This is a genomic window from Bradyrhizobium sp. SZCCHNS2022 (assembly GCF_032377575.1).
GTDB classification, from domain to species: Bacteria; Pseudomonadota; Alphaproteobacteria; order Rhizobiales; family Xanthobacteraceae; genus Bradyrhizobium; species Bradyrhizobium aeschynomenes.
Window position 1 is genome coordinate 6,858,303 of sequence record NZ_JAUHHZ010000001.1, and the last position, 23,032, is coordinate 6,881,334.

General features: G+C 65.8%; 23 protein-coding genes. 13 read left to right on the top strand and 10 right to left on the bottom strand.

Annotation, left to right across the window (positions count from 1 at the left end; translation table 11 throughout):
* Positions 1–37 precede the first annotated feature (37 nt).
* Complete coding sequence (locus tag QXZ94_RS30690) at positions 38–1,624, top strand: ABC transporter substrate-binding protein (protein WP_315724723.1); 1,587 nt, start codon at positions 38–40, stop codon at positions 1,622–1,624.
* 9 nt (positions 1,625–1,633) lie between these two features.
* Here QXZ94_RS30690 and QXZ94_RS30695 read toward each other — a convergent pair whose 3' ends face one another.
* Both QXZ94_RS30695 and carA read right to left on the bottom strand, forming a co-directional pair.
* On the bottom strand, positions 1,634–2,128 hold the full coding sequence (locus QXZ94_RS30695; protein ID WP_315724725.1) for a PaaI family thioesterase: 495 nt from the start codon (positions 2,126–2,128) through the stop codon (positions 1,634–1,636).
* 148 nt (positions 2,129–2,276) lie between these two features.
* On the bottom strand, positions 2,277–3,473 hold the full coding sequence (gene carA / locus QXZ94_RS30700) for a glutamine-hydrolyzing carbamoyl-phosphate synthase small subunit (RefSeq protein ID WP_315724727.1): 1,197 nt from the start codon (positions 3,471–3,473) through the stop codon (positions 2,277–2,279).
* 192 nt (positions 3,474–3,665) lie between these two features.
* Here carA and QXZ94_RS30705 point away from each other — a divergent pair, with 192 nt between their 5' ends.
* The 4 genes from QXZ94_RS30705 (at position 3,666) to QXZ94_RS30720 (ending at position 7,352) form a co-directional block, all read left to right on the top strand.
* The gene (locus QXZ94_RS30705) at positions 3,666–4,121 is read left to right on the top strand and encodes a GatB/YqeY domain-containing protein (RefSeq protein ID WP_315724729.1); all 456 of its coding nucleotides are present in this window, start codon (positions 3,666–3,668) and stop codon (positions 4,119–4,121) included.
* Positions 4,122–4,259: 138 nt separating this feature from the next.
* Entirely contained in the window at positions 4,260–5,867 is a 1,608-nt protein-coding gene (locus QXZ94_RS30710; RefSeq protein WP_315724731.1) for an acyl-CoA synthetase, read from the top strand.
* Positions 5,868–6,035: 168 nt separating this feature from the next.
* Positions 6,036–6,812: a DUF2189 domain-containing protein gene (locus tag QXZ94_RS30715; protein ID WP_315724733.1), complete on the top strand. Its 777-nt coding sequence runs from the start codon at positions 6,036–6,038 to the stop codon at positions 6,810–6,812.
* Between the two features lie 117 nt (positions 6,813–6,929).
* Positions 6,930–7,352, top strand: a complete 423-nt coding sequence (locus QXZ94_RS30720) for a hypothetical protein (RefSeq protein ID WP_315724735.1) — start codon at positions 6,930–6,932, stop codon at positions 7,350–7,352.
* Positions 7,353–7,358: 6 nt separating this feature from the next.
* Here QXZ94_RS30720 and QXZ94_RS30725 read toward each other — a convergent pair whose 3' ends face one another.
* Positions 7,359–7,895 carry an SRPBCC family protein gene (locus QXZ94_RS30725; protein WP_315724737.1) on the bottom strand — a complete coding sequence of 179 codons (537 nt, stop codon included), beginning with the start codon at positions 7,893–7,895 and terminating at the stop codon, positions 7,359–7,361.
* Positions 7,888–8,202 carry a metalloregulator ArsR/SmtB family transcription factor gene (locus QXZ94_RS30730; protein ID WP_315724739.1) on the bottom strand — a complete coding sequence of 105 codons (315 nt, stop codon included), beginning with the start codon at positions 8,200–8,202 and terminating at the stop codon, positions 7,888–7,890. The genes QXZ94_RS30725 and QXZ94_RS30730 overlap by 8 nt, the downstream gene beginning before the upstream one ends.
* Before the next feature lie 128 nt (positions 8,203–8,330).
* Here QXZ94_RS30730 and QXZ94_RS30735 point away from each other — a divergent pair, with 128 nt between their 5' ends.
* Positions 8,331–8,951 carry a LysE family translocator gene (locus QXZ94_RS30735; RefSeq protein ID WP_172109885.1) on the top strand — a complete coding sequence of 207 codons (621 nt, stop codon included), beginning with the start codon at positions 8,331–8,333 and terminating at the stop codon, positions 8,949–8,951.
* 281 nt (positions 8,952–9,232) lie between these two features.
* Here the strand turns inward: QXZ94_RS30735 and QXZ94_RS30740 are convergent, their stop codons facing one another.
* A complete protein-coding gene (locus tag QXZ94_RS30740) occupies positions 9,233–10,069 on the bottom strand; it encodes a PhzF family phenazine biosynthesis protein (RefSeq protein WP_315724742.1) in 837 nt (278 codons plus the stop codon).
* Between the two features lie 25 nt (positions 10,070–10,094).
* On the bottom strand, positions 10,095–10,238 hold the full coding sequence (locus tag QXZ94_RS30745) for a DUF1127 domain-containing protein (RefSeq protein WP_172109882.1): 144 nt from the start codon (positions 10,236–10,238) through the stop codon (positions 10,095–10,097).
* Between the two features lie 86 nt (positions 10,239–10,324).
* Here QXZ94_RS30745 and QXZ94_RS30750 point away from each other — a divergent pair, with 86 nt between their 5' ends.
* Entirely contained in the window at positions 10,325–11,734 is a 1,410-nt protein-coding gene (locus QXZ94_RS30750; RefSeq protein WP_315724745.1) for a PLP-dependent aminotransferase family protein, read from the top strand.
* Between the two features lie 4 nt (positions 11,735–11,738).
* Here the strand turns inward: QXZ94_RS30750 and QXZ94_RS30755 are convergent, their stop codons facing one another.
* The gene (locus QXZ94_RS30755) at positions 11,739–12,542 is read right to left on the bottom strand and encodes an N-formylglutamate amidohydrolase (RefSeq protein WP_315724747.1); all 804 of its coding nucleotides are present in this window, start codon (positions 12,540–12,542) and stop codon (positions 11,739–11,741) included.
* A 17-nt stretch (positions 12,543–12,559) separates the two neighbouring features.
* On the bottom strand, positions 12,560–12,793 hold the full coding sequence (locus QXZ94_RS30760; RefSeq protein WP_315724748.1) for a hypothetical protein: 234 nt from the start codon (positions 12,791–12,793) through the stop codon (positions 12,560–12,562).
* Between QXZ94_RS30760 and QXZ94_RS30765 the strand changes: the two genes are divergently transcribed.
* The 5 genes from QXZ94_RS30765 (at position 12,783) to QXZ94_RS30785 (ending at position 21,369) form a co-directional block, all read left to right on the top strand.
* Positions 12,783–13,607, top strand: coding sequence for a transglutaminase family protein (locus QXZ94_RS30765; RefSeq protein ID WP_315724750.1), 825 nt, complete (start codon positions 12,783–12,785; stop codon positions 13,605–13,607). The genes QXZ94_RS30760 and QXZ94_RS30765 overlap by 11 nt on opposite strands.
* Before the next feature lie 35 nt (positions 13,608–13,642).
* Positions 13,643–14,053 carry a gamma-glutamylcyclotransferase family protein gene (locus QXZ94_RS30770; RefSeq protein WP_315724752.1) on the top strand — a complete coding sequence of 137 codons (411 nt, stop codon included), beginning with the start codon at positions 13,643–13,645 and terminating at the stop codon, positions 14,051–14,053.
* A 263-nt stretch (positions 14,054–14,316) separates the two neighbouring features.
* Positions 14,317–16,323, top strand: coding sequence for a DNA primase (gene dnaG / locus QXZ94_RS30775; RefSeq protein ID WP_315724754.1), 2,007 nt, complete (start codon positions 14,317–14,319; stop codon positions 16,321–16,323).
* A gap of 407 nt (positions 16,324–16,730) precedes the next feature.
* On the top strand, positions 16,731–18,839 hold the full coding sequence (gene rpoD, locus QXZ94_RS30780) for an RNA polymerase sigma factor RpoD (protein WP_315724756.1): 2,109 nt from the start codon (positions 16,731–16,733) through the stop codon (positions 18,837–18,839).
* Positions 18,840–19,182: 343 nt separating this feature from the next.
* On the top strand, positions 19,183–21,369 hold the full coding sequence (locus QXZ94_RS30785; protein ID WP_315724758.1) for a tetratricopeptide repeat protein: 2,187 nt from the start codon (positions 19,183–19,185) through the stop codon (positions 21,367–21,369).
* A 113-nt stretch (positions 21,370–21,482) separates the two neighbouring features.
* On the opposite strand, the gene QXZ94_RS30790 is transcribed toward QXZ94_RS30785, so the two are convergent.
* On the bottom strand, positions 21,483–21,719 hold the full coding sequence (locus QXZ94_RS30790) for a hypothetical protein (RefSeq protein ID WP_006613601.1): 237 nt from the start codon (positions 21,717–21,719) through the stop codon (positions 21,483–21,485).
* 240 nt (positions 21,720–21,959) lie between these two features.
* On the opposite strand from QXZ94_RS30790, the gene QXZ94_RS30795 reads away from it, so the two are divergent.
* On the top strand, positions 21,960–22,334 hold the full coding sequence (locus QXZ94_RS30795) for a thiol-disulfide oxidoreductase DCC family protein (protein WP_315726633.1): 375 nt from the start codon (positions 21,960–21,962) through the stop codon (positions 22,332–22,334).
* Positions 22,335–22,354: 20 nt separating this feature from the next.
* Here QXZ94_RS30795 and QXZ94_RS30800 read toward each other — a convergent pair whose 3' ends face one another.
* Positions 22,355–22,675: a hypothetical protein gene (locus QXZ94_RS30800; protein WP_315724760.1), complete on the bottom strand. Its 321-nt coding sequence runs from the start codon at positions 22,673–22,675 to the stop codon at positions 22,355–22,357.
* Positions 22,676–23,032: the final 357 nt, after the last annotated feature.

The window sequence follows — 23,032 nt, forward strand, 5'->3', positions numbered from 1 at the left end:
GGCAGCGCACGTCCGACGATCACGGGAGGGAATGATGATGAAACGACATCGAGCTTTGCTGCGCCAGGTTCTGGCAGGCGCCGTTCTCTGCCTGGCCGCCACGTTGCCGGCGACCTCCGGACGTGCCGATACCGTCCTGAAGGTCAAGCCCTCGGGCGACCTCAAGGTGCTCGACCCGACCATTGCCGCGGATTCGATCGCGCGCAATTTCGGCTACATGATCTACGACACGCTGTTCACCGTCGACGACAAGCTCCAGGTCAAGCCGCAGATGGTCGACAGCTGGACCAACTCCGATGACCGCAAGATCTGGACCTTCAAGCTGCGCGACGGGCTGAAGTTCGGCGACGGTGCGAGCGTGACGTCGGAGGACGTCGTCGCCTCGCTCAAGCGCTGGAGCCAGGCCGATGCGATGGGGCAGATGCTCAATGCCCACGGCGCCTCGTGGGAGGTCGTCGACGCCAGGACGTTCAGCCTGACGCTGAAGGAGCCCTGGGGCTTCGTGCTCGATGCGCTCGCCAAGCCCGGCGCTCCCGTGCCCTTCATCGTCCCGGCCCGGGTCATCGCCGCAACCGCTGCGGGCCAGCCGCTTGCGGACCAGACCGGCTCGGGCCCATTCGTCTTCAAGAAGGATGAGTGGGTGCCCGGCTCGAAGCTCGTCTTCGTCAAGAACCCGCATTACGTGCCGCGCACCGAGCCGGCGGCGGGGCTTTCAGGCGGCAAGGTCGTCAAGTTCGATCGCGTCGAATGGCTGATCATTCCGGACCAGCAGACCGCGCTCGACGCGTTGAAGAAGGGCGAGCTGGATATCGCCGAGGACATTCCGACCGATCTCGTTCCGGTGGCGAAGGCCGGCAAGAACGTGGTCGTGTCCAACCAGGACGAGATCGGCGTGGCGCAGCAGATCCGGCTGAACTCGATCCAGCCGCCATTCGACAATCCCGCCATCCGCCGCGCTGCGCTGCTCGCCGTGAATCCGCAGGACTACATCGAGGCCTGGGGCGGCGGCGACGGCGGGCTGATCAAGGCCTGCAGGTCGTTCTACATCTGCGCCTCGCCCTACTACACGGAGGCCGGCTTCCCCTCGTTCGATCTGGAGAAGGCGAAGACGCTGCTGCGCGAGAGCGGCTATGACGGCACGCCGGTCGTGATCCTCGACGCTTCGGAGAACGCCCAGATCCATCCGGCGAGCCTGGTCGCGGAGCAGCAGCTCAAGGCGGCCGGCTTCAAGGTCGACGTGCAGGCGATGGACTGGGCGACCGTCGTCAGCCGCCGCGCCAAGAAGGAGCCGGTCGGGCAGGGCGGCTGGTCGATCTTCATCTCCGGTCCCGGCGGCCTCGACATGATGCTGCCGATCAGCCATCTCGGCCTGCGCTCGAACTGCGACAAGGCCTGGTTCGGCTGGCCGTGCGATGCCGAGATCGAGAAGCTGCGCGCCGCGTTCGGCGACTCCGCCGACATCGCCGAGCGCAAGGCGCTGGCCGAGCAGATCCAGCAGCGCGCCGTGCAGACCGTGCCGTATATCCCGATCGCGGTGGCCTATCAGTTCCGCGCAGCCCGCTCGGATCTCACCGGCATCCTCAATCCGCCGGCGCCGGTGTACTGGAACGTGTCCCGCAAATGAGGCGGTGGGCTAGCCCTTCGGCAGCTCGAACACCAGGCAGGTGGTGGTGGCGTGCGCCAGCAGCCGCCCCTGCGTGTCGACGATGCGCGCTTCGGCCGTCGCGGCGCGGCGGCCGAAGGACAACGTCTTGCCCTCCGTCCGCACCACGCCCGTTGCCTCGGTCATCGCCTTGACGAAGGAGATCTTGAACTCGAGCGTGGTGTAGCCGCTGCCCTGCGGACAGCGCGTCTGCACGGCAAGCCCCATCGCCGAATCCAGCAGGATCGCGGCATAGCCGCCGTGCACCGAGCCGATCGGATTGTAGTGCCGCAAGCCGGGCACGCTGTGCATCACGACGTGGCCCGGCTCCGCGGTGCAGTCGAACGGCTCGACCGTCTGCATGATCGGCGGCTGCGGCAGCGTCCCCGCAAAGACGCTGCGCACGAAATCGAGCCCGGGCATCGAGGCCAGCACCTCAACCGGTACCACGCCGAATTCGATCCCAGGTACGACCGCTTCGCTCATGTCATGTTCTCCATATAAATGATGACCATCATACAAAGAAGGCAGCCGCAGCGCGAGCGCAAAACGATGCGGCGTCATCACGATGCCAGGGGCGAAAAAAATGCCCGGGAGCGACCCGGGCATTCGATATGCCTCAGTCCGCGCGGCGTCACGCCGCGCTGCGCTTCTTCTCGCGCATCAGCTCGGCGAAGCGCTGGAACAGATAGTGCGAGTCGCGCGGGCCGGGCGAGGCTTCCGGGTGGTACTGCACCGAGAACACCGGCTTGCCCTCCAGCGCGATGCCGCAGTTCGAGCCGTCGAACAGCGAGATGTGGGTCTGCGTCGCACCCGACGGCAACGTGTCCTGATCGACCGCGAAACCGTGGTTCATCGAGGTGATCTCGACCTTGCCGGTGGTCTCGTCCTTGACCGGATGGTTGGCGCCGTGATGGCCCTGATGCATCTTCTTGGTCTTGGCGCCGACCGCCAGGCCGAGCATCTGGTGGCCGAGGCAGATGCCGAAGGTCGGCGTGCCCGAGGCGATCACCTGCTGGATGACGGGCACGGCATATTTGCCGGTCGCGGCGGGATCGCCCGGGCCGTTGGACAGGAACACGCCGTCCGGCTTCATCGCCATGATGTCCTCGGCCGAGGTCGTCGCCGGCACCACCGTCACCTTGCAGCCGACGCCCGCGAGCAGCCGCAGGATGTTGCGCTTGATGCCGTAGTCGATGGCGACGACGTTGAACTCCGGCTTCGCCTGCTGGCCAAAGCCCTCGTTCCAGACCCAGGGGGTCTCGTCCCAGGTGAAGCGCTGCGCCGAGGTGACCATCGGCACGAGGTCCATGCCTTCCAGTCCCGGCCACTCGCGCGCTTCCTTCTTCAGGGCGTCGAGATCGAATGTGCCGGTCTTCGAATGCGCAATCACCGCATTCGGCATCCCCTTGGAGCGGATCAGCGCCGTCAAGGCGCGGGTATCGATGCCCGACAGGCCGATGATGCCGCGGGCGCGCAGCCACTGGTCGAGATCGCGGGTGGCGCGGTAGTTCGAGGGATCGGTGATCGCGGTGCGCAGGATCACACCGCGCGCGCCCGGCGTCGCCGCCATGTTCACCGTCTCGATATCCTCGTCGTTGGTGCCGACGTTACCGATATGCGGGAAGGTGAAGGTGATGAGCTGGCCGGCATAGGAGGGATCGGTCAGGATCTCCTCATAGCCGGTCATCGCGGTGTTGAAGCAGACCTCGCCCACGGCGTGGCCTTCGGCGCCGAGGCCGTAGCCTTCCAGCACCGTTCCATCGGCGAGCACGAGGAGCGCGGTCGGTTTATGGTCCGGCCAGGCGGCGTCATTATCGATGTGTGTCATGAGGCCCCTACATAGTGGGGCAAGCGCCCGGCGTCAAAGCGGGAAGCGGCCGATTCACACGCGATTTCGGTCAATTTGCGCGGAGAATGGCCCATTTTCAGCATCGGCGACCGGAACGGATGCGGAACCGAGTTGTTTCGCGGGGACGAACCGCCTAGACCAGCCGCCAACGGAATTGACGAGGGCGAGATCATGCTGCGCGACGACATCAACAATGCGGTCAAGGAGGCGATGAAGGCCAAGGACGAGCGCAAGCTCTCCACCCTTCGCATGGTCAACTCGACCCTGAAGAACGCCGACATCGCCGCGCGCGGCGAGGGCAAGCCGCCGCTGACCGACGCCGATGTGCTCGCGGTGCTGCAGAAGATGATCAAGCAGCGCCAGGAATCGGTCGAACTGTACGAAAAGGGTGGCCGTGCCGAGCTCGCCGCCGGCGAGCGCGAGGAGATCGCGGTCATCTCGGCGTACCTGCCGAAGCAGATGAGCGACGACGAGGTGAAGTCGGCGATTTCAGCCGCGGTGGCCGAGACCGGCGCCGCCGGGATGAAGGACATGGGCAAGGTGATCGCCGTGCTGAAGGCGAAGTACACGGGACAGATGGATTTCGCCAAGGCGAGCGCCCTGGTGAAGGCGGCGTTGACAGGCTGAGCCTGTTGCCGCCGATTTGAGAACCACGACCGCCACATCGCCATGCCCGGGCTTGTCCCGGGCATCCACGTCTTTAAGACTGCACGAGCAGAAAGACGTGGATGGCCGGGACAAGCCCGGCCATGACGGAGAAAAACAGTGCTCAAGGAAACGTCCGACTACAATCAGCTCTATCGCAACTTCCGTTGGGACATCCCAGCTCAATTTAACATCGCCGGCGCGACCTGCGATCGCCACGCCGACGGCTCGGGCCGCCTGGCGCTGATCGTCGTCGAGGAGGATGGCGCCGCCCGCCGTGTGTCGTTCGACGAGCTGCGCGACTATTCCTGCCGGTTCGCCAATGTGCTGAAGGCCGACGGCCTCGCGCAGGGCGACCGCGTCGCGGTGTTCCTGTCGCAATCCCTGGAACTCCCGATCGTCCATCTCGCCGCCTTCCGCGCCGGGCTGGTCTCCGTGCCGCTGTTCACGCTGTTCGGCGAGGACGCGCTGCAATTCCGCCTGCAGAACTCCGGCGCCAAGGTCGTGGTCACCGACGCCGTGGGCCTCGCGAAGCTCGCGCGCATTCGGGACCGCCTGCCGGAGTTGAAGACGATCTATGTCACCGATGGCGGCGGCACCGGCGGGCGGCCGTTCTGGCCGACGCTGGAGCGCGCCTCCGACCAATTCCCGACCGTGGCGACGTCGAGCGACGATCCAGCGATCATCATCTACACCTCGGGCACGACCGGAAACCCCAAGGGGGCGCTGCACGCCCATCGCGTGCTGCTCGGGCACTTACCGAATGTCGAGATGGTGCACGGCTTCCTGCCGAAGCCCGGCGACGTGATGTGGACGCCGGCGGACTGGGCCTGGATCGGCGGGCTGTTCGATGCGCTGTTTCCGGCCTGGTATCACGCCGTACCCGTGGTGGGCTATCGCGCCAGGAAATTCGTGCCGCAGGCTGCGATGCAGCTGATGGCGGACTATCAGGTGCGCAACGTGTTCCTGCCGCCCACCGCGCTCAAGCTGATGCGGCAGGCGAACGTCAAGCACGACGGCGTCAAGCTCCGCAGCATCCTCACCGGCGGCGAGTCGCTCGGCGCCGAGCTGCTCGACTGGGTGCGTGCCACCTTCGGCATCGACGCGCACGAGATCTACGGCCAGACCGAATGCAATCTCGTCGTCGGCAACAACGCTAAGCTGTTCCCGATCCGCCCGGGCTCGATGGGCAAGGCGACGCCGGGCTTCGAGGTGCTGATCGTCAACGACAGCGGCGAGGAGCTGCCGCGCGGCGAGAGAGGCATCATCGGCGTGCGTCAGCCCAATCCCTGCACCATGATCGAATATTGGCGCAATCCCGAGGCGACGGCCAAGAAGTTCGCACGTGACGTGCTGCTCACCGGCGATCTCGGCACTCAGGATGAGGATGGCTATTTCTGGTACGCGAGCCGCGAGGACGACGTCATCACCTCCGCCGGCTACCGCATCGGCCCGGCCGAGATCGAGGACACGCTGCTCAAGCATCCCGCGGTGGCGCTCGCGGCCGTGGTCGGTATTCCCGACCCGGTGCGCACCGAAGCCGTGAAGGCATGGATCGTGCTGCGGCCGGGCTTCGTTGCAAATGACACGCTATCGCGAGAGATCCAGGACTTCGTCAAGGTGAAGCTGGCGGCCCATGAATATCCAAGACACGTCGAATTCACCGACAGCCTGCCGATGACGGCGACCGGCAAGGTGTTGCGGCGGGAGTTGCGGGCGCGGGGGTAGGGGGTAATAATCTCCGCTTGAGTCTCGGCCATGACGGTGAAGGCAGGCGAGCGCACGGCGATCGTCAGGCGCAATCGCCTTCACGCCCCTGCCTACAAGTTGAAATTGAAATCCCCGGCCTCCCGCTGTTAGCATCCCCCCAACAAAGACAGTTTGGAGGGACCGCCGATGACTGCATCCGTCTCGGGACGAACCGATCCCGTGGTGCGCCGCATCACCACGGCCGACATTGCCGAAGCCCTGACGCAGGGCTTGCGGGACTTCCAGGCGCAGCCGCTGTTTGGCCTTGCTTTCGGCCTGCTCTACGTGCTCGGCGGCATCAGCATCGTGCTGTGCGTGACCGCTTTCGGTATGGTCTATCTTGCCTATCCGCTTGCCGCAGGTTTCGCGCTGATCGGCCCGTTTGTCGCGATCGGTCTCTACGAAGTCAGCCGCCGCCGCGAGCTCGGGCAGCCGATCTCCTATGGCGCCATTCTGCGCACGGTCACCTCGCGCGGCGAGATCGGCTGGATGGCGTTCGTTACCGTGTTCTTCTTCGTGCTCTGGATGTACCAGATCAGGCTGCTGATTGCGCTCCTGCTCGGGCTCAACGCCTCCTTCTCCAGCATCAAGGAATTCATGACGGTGGTGCTGACCACCAATGAGGGTCTGCTGTTTCTCGCGATCGGCAATCTCGACGGCGCGGCGCTGTCGCTGGTGCTGTTCTCGCTGACGGTGGTGTCGTTTCCGCTGCTGCTCGACCGCGACGTCGATTTCGTCACCGCGATGATCACCAGCGTGCGCGCGGTCGTGACCAGTCCAGGGCCGATGATCGGCTGGGCTGCGGTCATCACCGTGCTGCTGATCGTCTCGGCGCTGCCATACTTTCTCGGCCTGCTGGTAACCGTCCCCGTGCTCGGCCACGCGACATGGCATCTCTATCGCCGGATCGTTGCGCCGGCCTGACGGAACAGCAGGTCGGACGAAGGTTGCATGGCCGACGAACGCGCCGCCGCGTAGACTTGGTGCAAAGCGCGGCGGGCCGTCAGCTGTCCCGCCAGTGCAAACCACCGGGGAAGGATGATGCCAGACAACATCGCCTTGTTCGCGACCATCATCCTGCTGCTGCCGATGTTCTATCTGCTGCTGGCCGCGCCGGCTTTTCTGCTGGTGCGGCTCGACATCGTGCCGGTGACGCGGCTGCTGCGCGGCATGTTCGACTCCTACTTTGTGGCTTTGGCCATCGCCGGCGGCATCGGTATGCTCGCCGTGCTGGCCGACGGACGACCCGGTCTGGCGTTCGGCATCGGGCTGATTGCCGGCTTCGCGCTGCTATCGCGCCGCTGGTTCCTGGAGCGGATGGATGCGCGCATCCGCGACCGCGACGCCGGAGACGCGAAGGCCATTCGCCGGCTGCGCTGGCTGCACTGGGCCGGCATGTTCAGCAACGCGGTCCAGGTCGGCGGCGTGCTGGCATGCATCCCGCAGATCGCTGCGGTGTCTTAGGCTCGGCTAACCGGGCAACGCGACGCCCAGCGCCTTCAAGGCCGCAAGCATGCGCGCCGGCGGCGACGTCTTCACGGCGAGTGGCTTCCCTGTTTCCAGCAGGCTCTTGAGGCTCGACAGGATCGTCGGCCAGCCTTGGCGCCCGCCAGATAGAATGTCGTCCGACAGCGGCCGCTCATGCGCTTCGGTCATCGTGAGACGGACGGCCTCGCCGGCTGCTTCGATCTCGTAGGTGACCAGCGTGCGGCCGAGCGCCTCCACGAGGCCGGGCCAGTTGACGTCCCAGGTGATGGTCAGCCGATGCGGCGGCTCGCAGACGATCACCTCGCCGCTGATGTGCTCGGACCCGTCGGGCGCACGGACGATGAAGGCGCCGCCGGCGCGTAGGTCCGCCTCGACGGCGAATCCGAAAAAATATCGCCGGCTGTACTCCGCCGAGGTCAGCGCCTCCCAAACCTTCTCCGGGCTGGCGGCGATGTAGATGGTGTAGACGGTCTCCGGCTTGAACTTGGAGATGTCGACCGCGCGGCTCGTCTCAGTCATCGCCTTCCTCCAATCGCTTCTTCAATTCGTCGAGCGCGACCAGCTTCGCCCGCTCGAATTTCCTGATCCAACGTTCGCCGATCTGATGAATCGGCACCGGATTGAGGAAATGCAGCTTCTCGCGGCCGTGCCGGCGCGTCGTCACCAGGTTGGCCGTCTCCAGGATCGTCAGATGCTTGGTCACGGCCTGCCGCGTCATGGCGAGGCCGTCGCAGAGTTCGGTCAGGGTCTGGCCGTTCCGCGCATGCAGCCGGTCGAGCAGCGCCCGCCGCGACGTATCCGCCAGCGCCTTGAAGACCTCGTCCATGGGGCGACGATACGCAACTAAATGGTTGCATGTCAACTCCTGCGATGTCCGGCGCGATCGCCATACCGCGCTTCCATCGGCCGGCGCGTCATGCATTAGTCGTCACGTCACTCGCATAGAGGCGCCTCATGTCCCTGCAAGTCTATCTCGCCTTCATCGCCGCCTGCATCGGCCTCGCGCTGCTGCCTGGCCCCGTCGTCACGCTCCTGATCGCCAACGGGTTGCGCCATGGAACGCGCGCCGCGCTGATCAATATCGCCGGCGTCCAGACGGGGCTCGCGATTGCCATCGGCATCGTCGCGATGGGCCTGACGACGCTGATGGCCACGATGGGCTACTGGTTCGAATGGGTGCGCCTGATCGGTGCCGCCTATCTGGTGTGGCTCGGCATCCAGCTGATCCGCTCGCCGGTCGAAGGCATCGCCGAAGGCGAGGCGCCGCCTCCGCCGCCGCGCGGCGGCTTCTTCCTGCAGGGCCTGCTGGTGCTGCTGTCCAACCCGAAGGTGATGGTGTTTTTCGGCGCCTTCCTGCCGCAGTTCATGGACATGAGCCGGGATCACGTGCCGCAGGTCGCGCTGCTCGGCGTCACCTTCATGGTGGTCGCGGGCCTGACCGATGCGGTCTACGCGCTGCTCGCCGGGCGCGCGCGAAAGCTGTTCTCGGCCAGGCGCACCCGCCTGGTGTCGCGCATCTCCGGCGGCTTCATGATCGGCGGCGGCGTCTGGTTGGCGCTGACGCGGGCGCGGTGAGGCTGTCCTAACGAGTTCGTCTCTTGAGCCGCCAGCCTGTCTGTTGCTGTCCTTCGAAACGCCTGCCTTCCGCGGGCTTTTCGGCGTGGACTTCATAAGCCTGTCCTCCCGCCGCACGTCGATGCGCCAAGAGTGCTTCCTGCGTCATTGCGAGCGCAGCGAAGCAATCCAGGGCTCCGCACACCACCCCTGGATTGCTTCGCTGAACTCGCAATGACGGAGATGGCGCGAAGTGCCGGGCGGGCTGCAACCAGCCCGAGGTTCACAGGCTGCCACCGCCGCTACAGGCTGATCGTCCCTTTCACCGCCGGCGCGACGTCGCCGCCGATCCAGATCGTGTCGCCGTCCTGCGCGACGTTGACGCGGCCGGCGCGGCCGAGGACGGTGCCCTGAGCGGCGACATATTGCTTCGGAGCAATTCCGGCACCGATCAACCATTGCGCCAGACTTGCATTGAGGCTGCCCGTGACGGGGTCCTCGACGCCGCTCCAGGTGAAGGCACGGACCTCGAACTGGGCGTCGTGTCCATCGCGCGCAGCGTCCCACGGCGCGACCACGCCGATCGGCTGCTGCGACAGGGCCGACATATTGAAACGGATGTTGAGCAGATCCTGGCGCGACTCGATCAGCACGCCGATCCAGCCCGGACCATTGTCGGCCCACTGCACGGCGCGCATTGCCTCTGGCTTGATGCCGAGCGCGGCCGCGATCTTGGCTGTGAGTTCGGCATCGACGGGGCCGGAGCGGCGCAGCGGCGGCGCTGCGAAAGCGAGGCGATCGCCGTCACGCTTGATGCGCACGAGGCCCGCGCCGCATTCCTGCACCACATGCTCGCCTTTCGGCCGGCCGCCGAGCGCCAGCCAGACGTGGGCCGAGCCGAGCGTCGGATGGCCCGCAAAAGGCAGCTCGCGCTGGGGCGTGAAGATGCGCACGCGGTAATCAGCGCCCGGATCCTGGGCACGCGACAGGAAGGTCGTCTCGGACAGGTTGGTCCAGTTGGCGATCGCTTGCATCGCCGCCTCGTCGAGGCCGTCGGCCTCGGCGATCACGGCAAGCGGGTTGCCCTTGAACGGGACCGCGGAGAACACGTCGACTTGTTGAAACGGAAGCGTCGGCATTGCGGTGTTCTCCTGGAGGTCCTGCTCAGTCGCGCCAGAACGGCTTGTTGGCTTCCTCATGAACGACGGTCGGATCGAGCCCGCAGTCGCGCATCTGCTCGGAGTCGAGCAGCGCGAGCTCCGAACGCCAGAACAGACGCTGCAGCCACAGCTGGGGGACCTGGAGCAAATTGCTCTTTCCGTGGGCAACTTGCGGAGTTGCCCAACGCTGCGCCAGGGAATATGCCATGAATCACCTATTGGTCTTCGATTGCGTTGTTCGAAGAGCAATCGCGCAGTACATATCTCGGTGCAATCGAAACATTGCTCTCGGTGCAATATAGCATGAATGCTTCGTATACGACCCTGGTGGACGACATCGCCGAGGACATCGCGCAGGGCCGGCTGAAGGCCGGCGACCGGCTGCCGCCGCAGCGCCAGTTCGCCTATGAGCGGGGAATTGCCGCATCCACGGCAGCCCGCGTCTATGCCGAATTATTGCGCAGGGGTCTCGTGGTCGGCGAGGTCGGCCGTGGCACCTTCGTCGCCGGTGAGCCGGTGCCGGTGCCGTCCTCGTTGCGGCTCGAGCCGTTCGACGGCCGCATCGACCTCGAGTTCAATTTTCCGACGCTGCCCGATCAGGCGGCCATGATCGCGAAATCGATGACGGTCTGGCAGCGGCCCGAGAAGCTCGCGCCGGTGCTGGCCCCGATCACGCAGCGCCGCCTGATCGAGGCCGGACGCACCGCCGCGGCGTTCTTCGCCGGGGAGCGCTGGCGTCCGCGTGCGGAGAACTTCGTGTTCGCCGGCAGCGGCCGGCAATCGCTGGCGGCGGCGATCTCGGCCCTGGTGCCGGTCGGTGGCCGACTCGGCGTCGAGGCCGTGACCTATCCGATGATCAAGGGCATCGCCGCGCGGCTCGGCGTCACTCTGGTGCCGCTGGCGATGGACGCCGAGGGCATTCGCCCGGACGCGCTGACCAAGGCGCATCGCACCAGCGCGTTGAACGCGATCTACATCCAGCCGGTCATGCAGAACCCGCTGGGACTGACCATGAGCGAAGCGCGGCGGGAAGAGATCGTGCGGCTCGTGCGCAAGCACGATCTGATGATCATCGAGGATCTCGTCTACGGCTTCCTCAGCGATCAGGTCTCGCTGGCTGCGCAGGCCGAGGAGCGCGTCATCATCGTCGACAGCCTCGCCAAGCGCCTGGCGCCGGGCATTGCCGTCGGCTTTCTCTATGTGCCCTCGCATCTGCGCGAGAAGTTCGCCGCAACCGTGCGCACCGGCGCATGGTCGGTGACCTCGCTCGCATTGGCAGCCGGCATGGGGCTGCTCGCCGACGGCACGGCGGCCGAGATCACCCGGCGCAAGCGCGCCGATGCCGTGGTGCGGCAGGCGATCGTCGCCGAATGTCTCGCGGGCCATCGCATCGACGCCGACCCACGCTCCTATCACGTCTGGCTGCATCTGCCGGAGGGCTGGCGCGCCGAGGCGCTGACGGCCGCGGCCGCGCGCGCGGGCATCGCGATCACGCCGGCGAGCGCCTTCGCGGTGGCGCATGGCCATTCACCCAATGCTGTCAGGCTCGCGCTCGGCCTGCCCAGCCACGACGACCTGCGTACGGCGCTGTGGCGGCTCGCCGGCCTGCTGTCGCATCACGACGCGTCGGACATGACGGAATAGGCTGCTAAGCGAGCCCCTTGCCGCGCAGTTCGACTTCGATCTCGCCGAGGATGCGGATCAGCCGCTCGGCCCAGCGTTGCTGGCCCTCGGGCTCTGCGATCTCGTTCTGCCGGATCTCGATGCCGGAATTGATCAGGCCGCGGCCCTCGCCGTGCACCGGAATGGTGTAGTCGGTGTTGTCACCGACGGCGTAGGGCTGGTTGTCGCCGACGACGAGGTCCGGCTCTGCGCGCAACGCCTTCAACAGCAGCGGCGGCAGCACCTTGTCGTGCTGATACAGCGTGCCGATGTGCCAGGGCCGCGCAATCCCCGCATACACAGGCGTGAAGCTGTGCAGCGAAACGAGGACGGTCGGGCGTCCCGCTTGCTTGCGCGCATCGAGCACGGCGGTGATGCGGTCGTGATAGGGAGCGAAGATCGCGCGGCGCCGCAGCTCGGCGTCCTCGTGCGTCAGGCCCTCGTTGCCGGGAATCGTGGTCCGTTCGCTGATCATCGGAATCGCGTTCGGCGCCTGCGGCCAGCGGTTGCAGTCGATCACGAGGCGTGAATAGCGCTGCGCCAGCAGATGCGCATCGAGCGCGCGCGACACTTGCTCCGCGACGGCGGCGATGCCGATGTCCCAGGCGATGTGCCGCTCCAGCTCGCTCTCGTCGAGGCCAAGATCGCCGAGCGCGCGCGGCAGCAGCCTGCCGTAATGGTCGCAGGTGAAGACCAGTGCCGAGGCGCCATCGGCGTTCTGCTCGTAGACCGGCGGAACTTCGTCGCCTTGAAGGAGTCTTGCTGTATCGGTCGCGTCGGGAAGCTTCATGATCAATTGCTGCTCATTCAGGCGGCATGACGAACTGCAATTGAGCAGAGGTGAATCTGGATTGCATGGCCGAAAACCGCGATGATGATTCGATGACGATGCCGATCCTGAGAGGCGATCACAAGGCCTGAAATCGCCGGATCCGGCCGCTTCTGTGGGAAGCGCCGCATGGTGCCGGCGCGGCCGATCTGCTGAAACCGATGAACACGCCGCGAGGCAGACAGGCGCAAGGGGGAATCGATGGAGATCAAGGTCGGGTTCGAGATCGCCTACACAGCGCCTGCGGCGACGCCCATGGTGATCATGCTGTCGATCCATCCGTCGCGTCTTCCCGACATCGTCGGCACCGAGACGATCGCGACCGAGCCCAGCGTGCCGATCAAGTTCTACAATGACAGCTTCGGCAATCTGTGCGGACGGCTGGTGGCGCCGGCCGGCGGCGTCACCTTCCACGGCAGCGCCATCGTGCGCGATTCCGGATTGCCCGATATCGTCGATCCCTCGGCGCAGCAGATGCCGATCGATCAACTGCCGGACGAGCTGCTGCTCTACCTGATGCCGAGCCGCTATTGCGAGACCGACAAGCTCACCGACATTGCCTGGTCGCTGTTCGGCAATGCGCCGGCGGGCTGGGCGCGTGTGCAGGCGATCTGCGACTTCGTCCACAAGCATGTCAGCTTCGGCTACGAGCACGCCCATCACATGAAATCGGCACATGACGTCTATCAGCAGCGCACCGGCGTCTGCCGCGACTTCGCGCATCTGGCGCTGACCCTGTGCCGCTGCATGGGCATTCCGGCGCGGTACTGCACAGGATACATGGGCGACATCGGCATTCCGCCGGAGCCTTATCCGATGGACTTCTCCGGCTGGTTTCAGGTCTATCTCTCCGGCCAGTGGTACACCTTCGATGCCCGCCACAACGTGCCGCGCATGGGTCGCATCCTGATGGCGACCGGGCGCGACGCCGCCGACGTCGCGCTGTCGACCTCGTTCGGCCGGATGACCTTGACCAAATTCCACGTCGTGAGCGACGAGATCGTGCCCGCCCGCGGCGCGGCGTAGCTGGCCTTGCCGCGCCGGGACGGTTATGCAGGGCCATGAGCTCCGATCCGACCACCGATCTCCTGTTCGTCTACGGCACCTTGATGCGCGGCTTCGACCATCCGATGGCGCGGCTGCTGTCGGCCAATTCCGATTTCGTCGCTGAGGCGCACTGCCGCGGCCGGCTCTACCGCATCCAGCATTATCCCGGCCTCGTGCTGTCGGAGGATGCAAACGATGTGGTTCACGGCGAGCTGTTCCGGCTGCACCAGCCCGCGCCGATGCTGCGCGAGTTCGACATGTACGAAGCCTGCGGCGAGGGTTTTCAGCAGCCGACCGAATATCTGCGCCAGCGTTTGCGCGTCACGCTTGCGGATGGCTCGGTCCGCGAGGCCTGGACCTACGTCTACAACTGGCCGGTGGACGAAGCCGCCCGCATCACTTCCGGACGCTTCCTGGCGCCTTAGTCTCCGCCGTCATTCCGGGACATCGCGTAGCGATGGGCCCGGAATCCATAACCACGAACCGCACGGAGGCACGCAGGCGGCGCGGCCGTCGCGCCTCACGACCGCTCGTGGCTATGGATTCCGGGCTCGCCCTGCGGGCGCCCCGGAATGACGGCGGAGAGAGCACAGGCTGTGAATAGCCCGGACAAGGCCGAGGAAGTTCACATTTCGTACACGGCTGCCTATATGCGTAAGTCCACCCACACAGGACCACCCCGCCGCCCATGGCTCGCTTCACGCCCGAATTCCTCGATGAGCTGCGCGCCCGGCTTCCGGTGTCGGATGTCGTCGGCAAGCGCGTGAAGCTCAAGAAGGCCGGGCGCGAATGGAAGGGGCTGTCGCCGTTCCAGCAGGAGAAGACGCCGTCCTTCTACGTCAACGACCAGAAGGGGTTTTATCACGACTTCTCCTCCGGCAAGCACGGCAACATCTTCGACTTCGTGATGGAGACCGAGGGCTGCAGCTTCCCGGAAGCCGTCGAGCGATTGGCGGGCATCGCCGGCCTGGCGCTGCCGGTGGCGACGCCGGACGCGGCGCGCGAGGCGCGGCAGCGCAAGACGCTGTATGACGTGATGGAGCTGGCGGCGAAATTCTTCGCCGACACGCTGGCTTCCAGGCATGGCGCCCGCGCCCGCGGCTATCTCGCCGATCGGGCCATCCTGCCGCAGACGCAGCTCCAGTTCCGGCTCGGCTATGCGCCGCCGGACCGCTTCGCGTTGAAGGAATATCTCGGTGCCCAGGGCGTGCCCGTGAACGACATGGTCGAGGCCGGTTTGCTGGTCGGCGGCGACGACATCCCGGTGCCCTACGATCGCTTCCGCGACCGCGTGATGTTCCCGATCACCGATCTCCGCAACCGCGTCATCGCCTTCGGCGGCCGCGCGATGCAGAAGGACGTGCCGGCGAAATATCTCAACTCGCCGGAGACGCCGCTCTTCCACAAGGGTGACAACCTCTACAATCTCCCAGCCGCCCGCCAGGCCGCGCACAACGGCGCGCCGATGATCGTGGTCGAGGGCTATGTCGACGTCATCGCGCTGGTCGCGGCCGGCTTTGCCGGCGCCGTGGCGCCGCTCGGCACCGCGCTGACCGAGAGCCAGCTCGCGCTGATCTGGAAGATGGTCGACGAGCCGATCCTCTGCTTCGACGGCGACCGCGCCGGCCAGAAGGCGGCCCATCGCGCCGCCGATATCGCGCTGCCGCTGCTCAAGCCCGGCAAGAGCCTGCGCTTCGCCCTGCTGCCCGAGGGCCAGGACCCCGACGACCTCGTCCGCACCGGCGGCCGCGGCGCCGTCGAGGAGGTGCTCAAGATCGCAAAACCGCTCGCCGAGGTGATCTGGTCGCGCGAGATCGAGGGCGGCAGCTTCACCACCCCGGAGCGGCGCGCCGCGCTGGAGGCGCGAATCGGCCAGCTCACCGGCGGCATCGCCGACGAGGTGGTACGCCGCTACTACAAGCAGGACCTCAGCGACCGGCTGTACCGGGCCTTCGCCCCTGACGGCGGCAGGGGCTTCGGCCGCGGCTACGGTGCCGAATCAGGACGCCGGTTTGTCCCCCGCGGTCCCGGTTCCGGACAGCAGGGACGGTTATCCACAGGGGGCGGCCGTCGCGGCGGGCCGCCATCCACAGGCCTGGCGATGTCCCGCGGGCCCTACCAGGTGGCGAGCCCGCAGCTCGCGATGAGCCCGATCATGCGCGGCCAGCGCTCGGCGATCTCGCGCCGCGAGGCGCTGATCCTGCAGTGCCTGATCAACCATCCCTGGATCCTGCACGACCACCTCGAGGAGGTCGCAGCGCTGGAACTCGCCCATCCCGAGGCGCATAAGCTGCGCGCCGCCATCATCGCCGCCTTCGCCCACGACCATCACCATTCGCCGGACCCGGACGAGCAGGCCGAGAAGATGCGCGCCGACCTCGAAAAGGGGGGCTTTTCCGAGCTTTTTCAAAGAGTTGAGCGGGCGATCACGACTGCGGCGGTGTGGGCCGCGAAGCCCGGGGCCGCCCGCGATGACGTTCTTGCGACCTGGCACCAGCTCGTCGCCTTGCATCGGCAATGGCACTCCTTACTTAGGGAATTGAAGGATGCCGAGCTGGCCTTGGGCGAGGAGCCGAGCGAGCCGAACATGGGCTGGTTGAGGGACGTGAAGGCCAGGATGGCCGAGATGGACGGCACCGAAGCGCTGATCGAAGGCTTCGGGGAACTGTCCGGGCGTACCAACCGCAACGTGTGAAAATCGGGCCCGGCGCCCTGTCATGGACGAGCACATTTCGGCCTGGTCCGCCCGAGCGGTCTCGGGGCCGCGCGAAAAGACTCGCCAAATCCATGGTTTGGCTGCAAAAACAGGGTTAATCGAAGTTTAAGAGGTCCGGGGCATTTTCTGCAAGTGATGGGTTGGTTTCGCTGTCGGATACCACGCCGGTAATTGGGCGCCGGATTCGATTGCAAAACCGGTATCGCTTTTGCAAGAAACGCGCGCCGGTCCAAAACGGGACGACACCAGCGACAGACCTTTGGGGTGGCGACGTCAGTGTGCGCCGCCCTTTCCGCGTCGAGAACAGTTTGAGTAGAGCAGGCGGGCGCCGCGATGCCAAGGGCTACGATGCCACGGGCGAAGCGGGCGCGTTTCGGGAGCAATGAATGGCCACGAAGGCAAAGACGCTGCAGGTGAAGGACAAGGAAAAGGACGACAAGGCCGCGGACGCTCCCGAAAAGGACTCCGCCGACGCGCCTTCGCCGTTGCTCGACCTGTCGGACGCCGCCGTCAAGAAGATGATCAAGCAGGCCAAGAAGCGCGGCTTCGTGACCTTTGATCAGCTCAACGAAGTGCTGCCTTCCGACACCACCTCGCCGGAACAGATCGAAGACATCATGTCGATGCTGTCAGACATGGGCATCAACGTGACCGAGGCCGAGGAGGCCGACGAGTCCGAGGAGAAGGACGACGGCGAGGACGAGACCGACAACGAGCTCGTCGAGATCACGCAGAAGGCCGTCACCGAGGTCAAGAAGTCGGAGCCCGGCGAGCGCACCGACGATCCCGTTCGCATGTATCTGCGCGAAATGGGCACCGTCGAGCTGCTCTCGCGCGAGGGCGAAATCGCGATCGCCAAGCGCATCGAGGCCGGCCGCGAGGCGATGATCGCAGGGCTCTGCGAGAGCCCGCTGACCTTCCAGGCCATCATCATCTGGCGCGACGAGCTCAACGAAGGCAAGATCTTCCTTCGCGACATCATCGATCTCGAAGCCACCTATGCCGGCCCTGAAGCCAAGGGCGGCATGAACCCGCAGATCGCAGCGCCCGCCAATGGCGAAGGTGCCGCGGCCGAGGGCGGCGAGATCCAGGCGGCGGTCGCGCCGCCGGCAGCGCCGCAGCAGGCGACGCCGTTCCGTGCCGCGCCGAACGGCGCGCCGGCCGAAGAGAAGGATCCGGGCGAGGCGGCGGCCGAAGCCGACATGGACGACGACGAGTTCGAGAACCAGATGTCGCTCGCGGCCATCGAGGCCGAGCTGAAGCCGAAGGTCGTCGAGACCTTCGACAAGATCGCGTCCGAGTACAAGAAGCTGCGCCGCCTGCAGGAGCAGGACATCGCCAACCAGCTGCAGAGCGAGTCGCTGTCGCCCTCGCAGGAGCGCAAGTACAAGAAGCTCAAGGACGAGATCATCGTCGAGGTGAAGTCGCTGCGCCTCAACCAGGCCCGCATCGACTCGCTCGTCGAGCAGCTCTACGACATCAACAAGAAGCTGGTCTCGTTCGAGAGCCGGCTGATGCGTCTCGCCGACTCCCACGGCGTCGCCCGCGAGGACTTCCTGCGCAACTACCAGGGTTCGGAGCTCGATCCGCGCTGGCTGAACCGCGTCTCGAAGCTCTCGGCCAAGGGCTGGAAGAACTTCGTCCATTACGAGAAGGACCGCATCAAGGATTTGCGCCAGGAGGTGCAGTCGCTGGCGGCCCTCACCGGTCTCGAGATCGGCGAGTTCCGCAAGATCGTGCACTCCGTGCAGAAGGGCGAGCGCGAGGCCCGTCAGGCCAAGAAGGAGATGGTGGAAGCCAACCTCCGGCTCGTGATCTCGATCGCCAAGAAGTACACCAACCGCGGCCTGCAGTTCCTCGACCTGATCCAGGAAGGCAACATCGGCCTGATGAAGGCGGTCGACAAGTTCGAGTACCGCCGCGGCTACAAGTTCTCGACCTACGCCACCTGGTGGATCCGGCAGGCGATCACCCGCTCGATCGCCGACCAGGCCCGCACCATCCGCATCCCCGTGCACATGATCGAGACGATCAACAAGATCGTCCGCACCTCGCGCCAGATGCTGAACGAGATCGGCCGCGAGCCGACGCCCGAGGAGCTCGCCGAAAAGCTCGGCATGCCTCTGGAGAAGGTGCGCAAGGTCCTCAAGATCGCCAAGGAGCCGCTGTCGCTCGAGACGCCGGTGGGCGACGAAGAGGACAGCCATCTCGGCGACTTCATCGAGGACAAGAACGCGATTCTGCCGATCGACGCCGCCATCCAGTCGAACCTGCGCGAGACGACGACGCGTGTGCTGGCCTCGCTCACCCCGCGCGAAGAGCGCGTGCTCCGCATGCGCTTCGGCATCGGCATGAACACCGATCATACGCTGGAAGAGGTCGGCCAGCAGTTCTCGGTCACGCGCGAACGCATCCGTCAGATCGAGGCGAAGGCGCTGCGCAAGCTGAAGCATCCGTCGCGGTCGCGGAAGCTGCGGTCGTTCCTGGACAACTGATCGCTTACCCCCAGTTGTCATTGCCGGGCTTGACCCGGCAATCCATCAGACCAGGACGGCGGACCGAAAGGTTCGCCGTTTTTGCTTGCGGCTCGTGAAGGCCAGGGGGGCCCAGCCTGCGCACTGGAGCTGGTCCCATGACGGCGACCGACGTGGAGCCGACTGCGCTGCGGAAGGGCGCATGATCGTATTGCCCCCGCAAATCCCGCAGAAACATGGTCAATGAATTGTTTACGCTTCTCATCGAAGCTCCGGCGGGCGACCGAATGACGCTCGCATTCCGGCACTCTGCCCCGTCGTGACAGAACATGGCGATGGCGGCTGATACCTGGACGTTTTCAGCATGCAGCCAGCCTTGCGGAAAGGCGATGAGATCGCCGACCTGTTCGCCCAAGCGAGTGCGTTTCACCGCTCCGGCGATCTGGTCAAGGCCAAGGCCGGGTACACGAAGATCCTCAAGAAGCGGCCGAACCATTTCGGCGCGCTCTATATGTTTGGACTGTCCGAACACCAGAGCAATAATTCGGTCGCGGCCGAGCGTCTTCTGAAGCGGGCGCTGCTGGTCGAGCCGCAATCCGTCGAGGCGCGCTATGCGCGGGCGGTCGTCCTGTCCGCGCTGCAGCGGGACGGCGAGGCCCTGGCCGGCTTCGACGGTCTTCTCGCCTTGAAGCCGGAGTTTTTCGACGCGCATCTGGAACGCGGCAAGCTGTTGTCACGACGCCAGCGTTTCGCGGAAGCGGTCGTCAGTTTCGACAACGCCATCCGGATCGAGCCGCAGCGACTGGACGTGTTGATGAACCAGGGCGAGGCGCTGCACTATCTCGGCCGGTTCGCCGACGCGATCGCGTGCTACGATCGGATTCTCGCGGCGAATCCCACGCATCTGGCCGCCCTGATCAATCGGGGCTGCGCGTTCAAGGATCTGCGTCGATCCGATGATGCGATCGCCGAATTCAACCGGGCGCTGGCGCTTTCGCCCGACGACACGACGGCGCTGATCAATCGCGGCGAGACGTTCCTCACGCTCAAGCGCAACGACGACGCGCTTTCTGATTTCGACCGGGTGATCGCGCTCGATCCGCAATTTGCACTGGGCTGGCTCGGCCGCGCCAACGTCTTGATGCTGAACAAGCGGGTGAGCGAGGCGCTGGACGCCTGCCGGCGCGCGGTTGCGATCGAGCCGAACTCCGCGAAAGCGCTGAGCCAGATCGGTCAATGTCATGCGTTGCTGGGCGATGCGGAGGTCGCGGTCGCGCTTTTCGATCGCGCGCTCGCGATCGACCCGGCCGACGAAATCGCGCTGGCGAACCGCATCTTCTCGTTGGACTTCTGCGATGTCGGCTATGCCGAGCACCAGGCGGCCCGAGCGGAGTGGTGGCGCCGGATCGGATCCAGGATCGCAGAGATGCATCCGCCTGATCACACCAATGATCTCGACCCTCACAGACGGATCGTCGTGGGATACGTGTCGGGCGACTTCAAGGAGCATTCCGCCGCCCGCACGATCCGGCCCGTGCTGCAGAGCCACGACAAATCTCGGGTCGAGGTGATCTGCTATTCGAACTCACCGGTCCAGGACGAGATCACGGAGACGTTCCGGGCGGTTGCCGATCGATGGCGCGACGTGATGCAATGGTCCGACGATCAGCTCACGGAGTGCATCCGGGCCGACCAGGTCGACATTCTCGTCGACCTGTCGGGACACTCTCGCGGCAATCGGCTGGGCACCTTCGCGCGCAAGCCGGCCCCCATCCAGGTCACCGCCTGGGGCCATGCGACCGGCACAGGCTTGGCGACGATGGACTACCTGTTTGGCGATCCGGTCATGGCGCCGCTCGAGGTGCGTCACCTGTTCACGGAGCAGGTCTATGATCTGCCGTGCCTGATCATCATCGAGCCGCCTCCTTCTGGGCTGCGCAGTCCCGAGGCGCCGGTGACGTCCAATGGTCATGTGACTTACGGCGCGTTCACCAGGGCGAACCGATTGTCCAGCGCCGTCATCGACGTCTGGGCCCGCATCCTGCGTGCCGACGTCACCGCCCGATTGCTGGTCAAGGATTATCTGCTCGGCGACGCCGCGATCCAGGCCAGGCTGCTGGCCGACTTCGCCGCGCGCGGCATCACGCCGGATCGCATCGACCTGCTCGGCCCGACCTCCCGCGACGAGCATCTGGCCGCCCACCGGCTCATCGACATCTGGCTCGATCCATTTCCCAATGGCGGCGGCGTCTCGGCCTGGGAAGCCCTGCACATGGGGGTGCCGGTCGTGTCGAAGCTCGGCAACGGGATGTGCAGCCGGGCCGGCGGCGCGATCCTGTCGGCGATCGGCCTGGCCGACTGGGTCGCCACGACTGATGATGAGTATGTGGAGATCGCGTTACGGTCGACGCCGGACCGGCTCAGCACGCTCCGCCACCAGCTTCCCGACCTGATCGCCGCACGCTGTGGTCCGTCCATCTACACAAGAGACGTCGAAGCGGCCTATCGCACGATGTGGCAGACCTATTGCCGCAGCCGACAAGCCCGATAAGGAGCGCTCATCGAGAAGCGGGGAGCCAATCGATCGTGCCGCAGACGCAGCGGCTGTGACTGCGCCCTCGCCCCTTGCGCTTGCGCGCTTTGCCCGCTCCTACGGCAGCTGAGCTACTTCTTCTTCGCTCCAACCCGTTCCAGCGACTTGATCGCCAGCGGCGGGCGGCCGGACTTCTCGGCGATGTCGCGGTCCTGCTCCATGATGAAGCCGCGCGCGGGTTCGTCGCCGTCGAGGCCGCCGAGGAGCTCGGCCGGGACGCGGCGGTTGGAGCGCTGCGAGCCGTCCTCATAGGTGACGTTGAAGAAGGCGAATTCGCCTTTGGGATTGGAGCCGGGTTTTTTCGCCATGAGGGCGCTTTACGGCGGCGGAGGCGGTCCGGTCAATGCCGGAAAATGCTTATCCGCTGCCCGAATTTGACTTTTTCGTCATATGGTTTTCGTGGAATCGGCAAGCTGGCCAAGCGGGCAGGGGCCGGCCGGCGGCGTCCGAAACTCCTCGATTTTGCCGGATGAAAGTGCGTTCATCGCGGACGTCTCACGCCGCCGCGAATGCAGCCCATCATCCAGCCCGTCATCCAGCCCATGTCGATGCCGCAACTCACCATCTGGTACAACACGCGCTGCCCGGTCTGCGACGCCGGCATCGACTGGCAGCGCAACAAGCTGCTGGCGCTGGTCAAGTCGGGCCGCGTCGCCTTCAAGGACATCAACGAGCAGCCGGAGGCGCTGGCCGCGTTCGGCGCCGACGTCGACGACGTCCGCCGCCGCCTGCATGCGACCGACGAGGAGGGACAGCTGATCACCGGCGCCGACGTCGCGCTGCTGCTGTGGAAGCTGACGCCGGGCGAAAGCTGGCTCGCCACGCTGTTCGGCAACCGCCTGACGCGGCCACTGACGCGGTTCGGCTACGACCGCTTCGCGGACGGGCTGTTCGCCTGGAACAAGTGGAAAGGGCATTGGTGAGGCGTGTGCACGCTTAGGCCCTACCGCCTCCGCACCGTCACCCGCGCGGGCGCCCGCGTGCCGCCGCGCGGCGCATCGTCATCGTCGCTGCGGCCGAGCGCCATGATGGCGGTGCCCATCGCGGTCGAGCCGAAGGTGACGAAGAACGAGCCGAGCAAGAGACCGATGGCGACGCCGGGCGAATGGTCGGCGAAGATCAGGTGACGCAGGCCCCAGGGATCGAGCAGCAGCAATCCGCCGACCAGCACCACGGCCATGCCGAGGCCGAGCGCGAGGTTGATCGCGAGCAGGCGGAACAGCGGGACCTGGAGCAGACGGCGTGGTTGCTGGCTAGGTTGCATCGGCGATCTCCCGAGGGATCGTGAACGATCAGCGCAAGCGTAGCACCGATCACGCCCCGCTCAAGGCCGGAGCCGCCCGGAGCGGACATGGCTGTGGCGCGGTGAAGGCGGATCGTTTTGGGACAGCGGGCATGAGTGGTCGGCGCAAGGCGGCGGGTCGTCGTCTGAGTCCCTCATCTCGGAAGAGCTGTCATCCCCAACTGTGCGCATGATGCCCTGCGATGCACTCTCCTTTCGTCATTCCGGGGCGCGCGCAGGGCGAGCCCGGAATCCATAACCACGACTGTGTGTCTGGCGAATGCTGGAGCGGCAGCCGTGCCTCATCACGGCCGCTCGTGGCTATGGCTTCCGGGCTCG